Raw genomic sequence first — 5,664 nt, 5'->3', positions numbered from 1 at the left:
GCCGGGGGGGGGGCGGGCCCCCCGCCCGCGGTTGCGGGCGGCGGGAACGGGGCCCGCTATTTCGCGGCGATATACGCCTGGAAGGCGCGGTAGGTCTGGTAGACGTCCTGCTTGGAGACGACCTCGAAGGGGGCGTGCATCGAGAGCACCGGCACGCCCACGTCGACCACGTCGACGTTGAGCGCCGCGATATACATCGCGACGGTGCCGCCGCCGCCCAGATCGACCTTGCCGAGCTCGCCCGTCTGCCAGACGACCTTCGCGTCGTCGAGCAGGTTGCGGATCTCGGCCATGAACTCGGCGGACGCCTGGCTCGTGCCGCTCTTGCCGCGCGCGCCGGTGTACTGGGTCACGACGACGCCCTGGTTGAGGTAGGCGCAGTTGCGCTTTTCCAGCGTGTCGCCGAAGGTCGGGTCGTAAGCGGCGTTCACGTCCGCCGACAGACAGGTGGATTTCGAGAGCACCTCGCGGCCCGAGAGCCCGTGCATCCCGGCGAGGTCCTTGATGAAGTACTTGAGGTAGTTGGAGTTGAGGCCGGTGTTGCCGTCCGAGCCGGTCTCCTCCTTGTCGGTGAAGACGGTGACGGTCGTGTACGCGGGGTTTTCGGCCTCGAGCTCGGCCATCAGCGAGGTGTAGGCGCAGACGCGGTCGTCGTGGCCGTAGGAACCGACCATCGAGCGGTCGAGCCCGACGTCGCGGGCCTTAAACTGCGGCACCGCGGTCAGCTCGGCGGAGAGGAAGTCCTCCTCGACAATGCCGTACTTCTCGTTGAGCAGGCGGATGATGTTGAGCTTGACCTTCTCGCTCACCTTGTCGTCCTTGAAGGGGCGGCAGCCGACGAGCACGTTGAGCTCCTCCCCCTTGAGCCCCTCGGCGAGGGTGCGCTTCATCTGCTCCTGCGCGAGGTGGGGCAGCAGGTCGGTCACGGTGAAGACGGGGTCGTCCTCGGCCTCGCCGATCGCGCAGGTGATCGTCTCGCCGTTCTTCTTGACGATGACGCCGTGCAGCGCCAGCGGGATCGCGCCCCACTGGTACTTTTTGATGCCGCCGTAGTAGTGGGTCTTGAAGAGCGCGAGCTGCGAATCCTCATAGAGCGGGTTGGGCTTGAGGTCGAGGCGGGGGGAATCGATGTGGCTGGCCATGATGCGCACCCCGTCGGACATCGGGCGGGTGCCGATCGTTGAAAGGATGACCGCCTTGCCGCGGTTGTTGTAGTAGACCCGGTCGCCCGGCAGATAGACCTCCTTGGGGTCGAAGGGCTTGTAGCCCGCCGCCTGCGCCCTGGCCACGATGTAGGTGACCGCCTCGCGCTCGGTCTTGCAGGCGTCGAGGAACTGCTTGTAGGGCTCGCAGAACGCCTGCGCCGCCGCTTCCTCCCCGTCGGTCGCGGTCAGCCCGATGTTCCTGCGGTTGATGCAGAGCTTCTCCTGCAGCAGCTCGCCCGCGGTCCTGTTCTCTTTATCCATAGCTGTAAAACCTCCTGTAGTGTGATTTCTATTGCCGCCGCAAAAACCGGCCGCCGGGCGCGGGAACGCGCGGCGGCTGTTCTTACAGATCATAGAGTCTCCGGTAGACCTCCATCGTCTTTTTCACCTTCGCCACATAGGCGCGGGTGTCGTCGAAGGGGATGTCGGTGATGTGCTCGCCGTCGGGCGCGTGGGCGGGGTCGCCCAGCCACTGCTTGGCGCTGCCCCAGCCCGCGTGGTAGGCGCAGAGGACGTTTTCCACCGTGCCGAACTCGTCGAGCAGGATGCGCAGCATCGACGTGCCGTATTCGATGTTGGTCGCCGGGTCGAAGCAGTCCTCCCCCTTCGGGGCTTCGCCGCCCCCCTTGCGCATCTGCACCCAGTCGAACGCGTCGGGCATGAGCTGCATGAGCCCCTGCGCGCCCACATTTGACCGCGCCCGCGGGTCGAAGCCGCTCTCGGTGCGCACCACCGCGTAGACGAGCGCGCGGTCAAGGCCCTTCTCCTCGCAGGCCGCGTCGATCAGCTCGGTGTATTTCATCGGGTAGGCGCCATGGTAGTAGCGGTCGAAGCCGTATTTCGCGAGACCTGCCGCCCCCCACACCGCCAGCAGGAGCAGCAGCAGTTCAAAGCCCAGTTTGACAGCGCGTCTGATGTCCGCTCCCCTCCGTTCATTCGTCCGTCCCGGTCAGCTCCTCAAAGCCGCCGTCGTCGGGGTCCTCCCCGCCGTCCGCCTCCGTCTCCGCGCCGGGTCCGTCCGCAGGCAAGGCCTCCGGTTGCGCGGCGCGCGCCCGGCGCCCCGCACCGTCCGCCGCCAGCCTTTCCAGGCGGGCGTAGAGCTCCGAAAAGGCGAGGCGCAGCTCGTCTTGGTCCCCGTCATTGGTCAGTATATCGTCCGCGCGTGAGGTATAGAACCCGTCGCGGTTCTGGGCGTTCACGCGGCGCTCGGCCGCCTCCTCGGTCATCGCGTCCCGCGCGATGATGCGGCGCAGGCGGACCTCCCGGTCGGCGGTCACCGCCACGATCCAGTCGCATTTTTTATCGAGCCCCGACTCGAAAAGGGTCGGCGCGTCGAGCAGCAGCATCGGCGCGCCCGACGCGCTGATCTCCTCTATTTTACGCATGATCGCCGCGATAATGTATGGATAGGTGATCTCATTGAGGCGTTTTAATTTGGCGCGGTCGGAAAAGCAGATTTCCGCCAGCTTTTCCCGGTTGAGGGTCGCGTCGGGGTGGATGACCTCGGTGGAGAACTCGAGCACGAGGTCCATCAGGCACGCCCGGCTGTGCTCCATCGTCTCCCGCGCCACCGCGTCCGCGTTGATGACCGGCACGCCGCGCCCGACGAACATCCCGCTCAGAGTGGATTTGCCCGCGCCCGTCTGCCCCGTCAGGCCGATGATCATGGTATTCTGACTTTTCAAAACGTTTCCCGCCTTCCCTATAGTAGAACCTCGTCGAACCCGGCCGCGCGCAGCAGCCGGTTGTACACAGCCTGTCCAATTCCTTCGTCGTCAGATACCCTGGTGTATACGAGCGTCAGCCCGTCGCGGTCGACCTCCCGCAGCGCGTCGAACAGTCGGTGCGCCTGGGATGCGGGGTCGCTTTCCGCGCCGTAGGTAATACATTTTTGTGTGAAGTGTTTTTCCTCCCCCTCGAAGCAGAGGATGCCGAACGCGTGCTTCTGCGCCGCGATGAACCGTTTGAACTGCCCGAGGCTCCCGCGCACGAGCACGACCCGCGCCTTGGGGGAATAGTGCCTGTACTTCATGCCGGGCGAGGCGACCTTGCGGTCGTCGGGCAGGTGCTCGAAGACGCCCGGGTCGTATTCGATGTCCGGCAGCACCTCCCGCAGCATTTCAAGCGTCACCGCGCCGGGGCGGAGCACCCGCGGCGGGTCGGTGCACAGCGTAAGCACGGTCGATTCCACCCCCACGTCGCACTCCCCGCCGTCGACGATCGCGTCCACCCGGCCGGTCAAATCGTCGACGCAGTGCCGCGCGCAGGTGGGGCTGGGCGAGCCGGAGAGGTTCGCCGACGGCGCCGCGAGCGGGACCCCCGCGCGGCGGATGAGCTCCCGCGCGACCGGGTGGGCGGGCATGCGGACCGCCACCGTGTCGAGCCCGCCCGACGTCTCCTTCGGCACGCGGCCGGATTTCGGCAGGATGACCGTCATCGGCCCCGGCCAGAACCGCCCGGCGAGCCGTTCGAGCGCGGCGGGCAGCTCGCGAACGAGCGGCGCGACCTCCTCCAGCGAGGAGACGTGCACGATAAGCGGGTTGTCGCTCGGGCGGCCCTTGGCCGCGTAGATCGCCTTCGCGGCGGCGGGGTCGAGGGCGTTTGCCGCCAGCCCGTAGACCGTCTCGGTCGGGATGGCGACGAGCTTCCCCTGCCTCAGCAGCGCTGCCGCCTCGTCGAGCGCCGCGGAATCGCGGCTGATATCGGTGATTTTCAGAAGTTTTGTCTGCAAGGTTTCATCTCCAAAATCGATTCATTCCTCCTGCGCGGCCTGCAGCTTCTGCGCCTGATCGTGGGTCATCAGCGCGTCGAGCAGCTCGTCGAGCACGCCGTCGAGGATCGCGTCGAGCTTGTAGAGGGTCAGCCCGATGCGGTGGTCGGTCACCCGGCCCTGCGGGTAATTGTAGGTGCGGATGCGCTCCGAACGGTCCCCCGTGCCCACCTGCGAGCGGCGCTCGGAGGCGATCTGGTCGTTCTGCTCCCGCACCTTCTGGTCCAGCAGGCGGGAGCGCAGGACCTTGAGCGCCTTGTCCTTATTCTTATACTGGCTGCGCTCGTCCTGGCACTCGACCACCATGCCGGTGGGCAGGTGGGTCACGCGGATGGCCGAGGAGGTCTTGTTGACGTGCTGGCCGCCCGCGCCCGACGAACGGAACACGTCGATCTGCAAATCCCTGGGGTCGAGCTCGAAGTCGACCTCCTCCGCCTCGGGCAGCACCGCGACGGTCACCGTCGAGGTGTGGATGCGCCCCTGCGTCTCCGTCTCGGGCACCCGCTGCACCCGGTGGACGCCACTTTCATATTTGAGGCGGGAGTAGGCGCCCTCCCCGCTGATCGAAAAGCTGATCTCCTTAAAGCCGCCCAGCTCGGTCTCGTTGGCGCCGAGCACCTCGCACTGCCAGCCGCGCGACTCCGCGTACATCGTATACATGCGGTAGAGCACCCCCGCGAAGAGGGCCGCCTCCTCGCCGCCCGCGCCGCCGCGGATCTCCACGATGACGTTCTTGTCGTCGTTCGGGTCGCGCGGCAGCAGCAGGATCTTCAGCTCCTGCGACGCGGACTCGATCACCTCGCGGTTCTCGTCGTACTGCTCCTGCGCGAGCGCGCGCATCTCGGGGTCGAGGCCCCCCTCGTCGAGCATCTCCTTCGCCTCGTCAAAGGCCTCTTTGGCGGATTTGTATTCGCGGTATTTTTCAACGATCGGCTCCAGCCGCCGGTATTCCTTCATCAGCTCGGTGTATCTGGCCGGGTCGCTTGTCACGTTCGGTTCCATCAGGCGCATCCCGAGCTCCTCGAAGCGCGCCGCCACCGTATCCAGTTTGTCAAACATGCCGTTCCCTCCTGTGTGTTTCTCTTTTCAGCGGATGGGAAAGGCAGCTACAAATGCCGGATTTTGAGTTCCTCCCGCCCGAGCTCGGTTTCGCCGCGCAAAACCTTTTTGATGTTCTTTTCCACCTTGGCGCGCGGCACCATCACCTCGCGCCCGCAGCCGACGCAGCGGATGCGGAAATCCATCCCCACACGGCCCACCGTGAAGCGGTTTTCCCCGCAGGGGTGCGGTTTTTTCATGATGAGCACATCGCCGATCTGGATATCCATTCTACCCGCCTCCCGACACGTTTCCTTGGAATACTACAATCTATTATTATACAGAAGAACTATTTCTAACGCAAGGCGCGAGTTGTGAATTTTCCTTTTTTCCGCCCACGGGCGGAGGAGTATGTCGGTGGCCGGCGGTGGTTTTAGATTTGCCGCTCGGGGAACGGCGGAGGTTGCTGGTGGCCGGCCGGCGGCGGCCTTAGATCAGCCGCTCATGAAGCGGCGGAGTCGCCGGGTCCCGCCCCGGCAGGCGGCCCCCTTTCTTGTGCGGACAAGAAAGGGGGGAAAGAAACCGCAAGGGGAGAACCCCTTGACCCCCGCGCCGCCTCCGGTTGGCCTTCGGCCAAAGTCGGCGGCGCCC

Annotated in this window: 6 protein-coding genes; all 6 read right to left on the bottom strand. The window is 65.6% G+C overall.

Annotated elements, in window-relative coordinates:
* Positions 1-56: 56 nt before the first annotated feature.
* Complete coding sequence (locus NE609_RS16755) at positions 57-1,466, bottom strand: aminopeptidase (protein ID WP_256153177.1); 1,410 nt, start codon at positions 1,464-1,466, stop codon at positions 57-59.
* 82 nt (positions 1,467-1,548) lie between these two features.
* Positions 1,549-2,007, bottom strand: a complete 459-nt coding sequence (locus tag NE609_RS16750; protein WP_101549279.1) for a lytic transglycosylase domain-containing protein — start codon at positions 2,005-2,007, stop codon at positions 1,549-1,551.
* A 130-nt stretch (positions 2,008-2,137) separates the two neighbouring features.
* Positions 2,138-2,890 (bottom strand): dephospho-CoA kinase, encoded by a 753-nt coding sequence (coaE, locus tag NE609_RS16745; RefSeq protein ID WP_256153176.1) that lies wholly within the window; start codon positions 2,888-2,890, stop codon positions 2,138-2,140.
* A gap of 17 nt (positions 2,891-2,907) precedes the next feature.
* Positions 2,908-3,936 (bottom strand): L-threonylcarbamoyladenylate synthase, encoded by a 1,029-nt coding sequence (locus tag NE609_RS16740; RefSeq protein WP_256153175.1) that lies wholly within the window; start codon positions 3,934-3,936, stop codon positions 2,908-2,910.
* 21 nt (positions 3,937-3,957) lie between these two features.
* The gene (gene prfA, locus NE609_RS16735) at positions 3,958-5,034 is read right to left on the bottom strand and encodes a peptide chain release factor 1 (protein WP_256153174.1); all 1,077 of its coding nucleotides are present in this window, start codon (positions 5,032-5,034) and stop codon (positions 3,958-3,960) included.
* A gap of 47 nt (positions 5,035-5,081) precedes the next feature.
* Positions 5,082-5,303 carry a DUF951 domain-containing protein gene (locus NE609_RS16730; RefSeq protein WP_101549272.1) on the bottom strand — a complete coding sequence of 74 codons (222 nt, stop codon included), beginning with the start codon at positions 5,301-5,303 and terminating at the stop codon, positions 5,082-5,084.
* Positions 5,304-5,664: the final 361 nt, after the last annotated feature.

Source organism: Anaerotruncus sp. DFI.9.16 (assembly GCF_024461615.1).
Lineage (GTDB): Bacteria > Bacillota > Clostridia > Oscillospirales > Ruminococcaceae > Anaerotruncus > Anaerotruncus massiliensis.
The sequence above is the reverse complement of the archived record's forward strand: the minus strand, read 5'-3'. Positions and strand labels throughout refer to the sequence as shown.

Bases quoted from the DNA above. Each gene is read 5' to 3' on its own strand.
- NE609_RS16750 (WP_101549279.1), bottom strand. From the start codon at position 2,007: ATGAAATACACCGAGCTGATCGACGCGGCCTGCGAGGAGAAGGGCCTT.
- NE609_RS16755 (WP_256153177.1), bottom strand. From the start codon at position 1,466: ATGGATAAAGAGAACAGGACCGCGGGCGAGCTGCTGCAGGAGAAGCTC.
- prfA (WP_256153174.1), bottom strand. From the start codon at position 5,034: ATGTTTGACAAACTGGATACGGTGGCGGCGCGCTTCGAGGAGCTCGGG.
- NE609_RS16730 (WP_101549272.1), bottom strand. From the start codon at position 5,303: ATGGATATCCAGATCGGCGATGTGCTCATCATGAAAAAACCGCACCCC.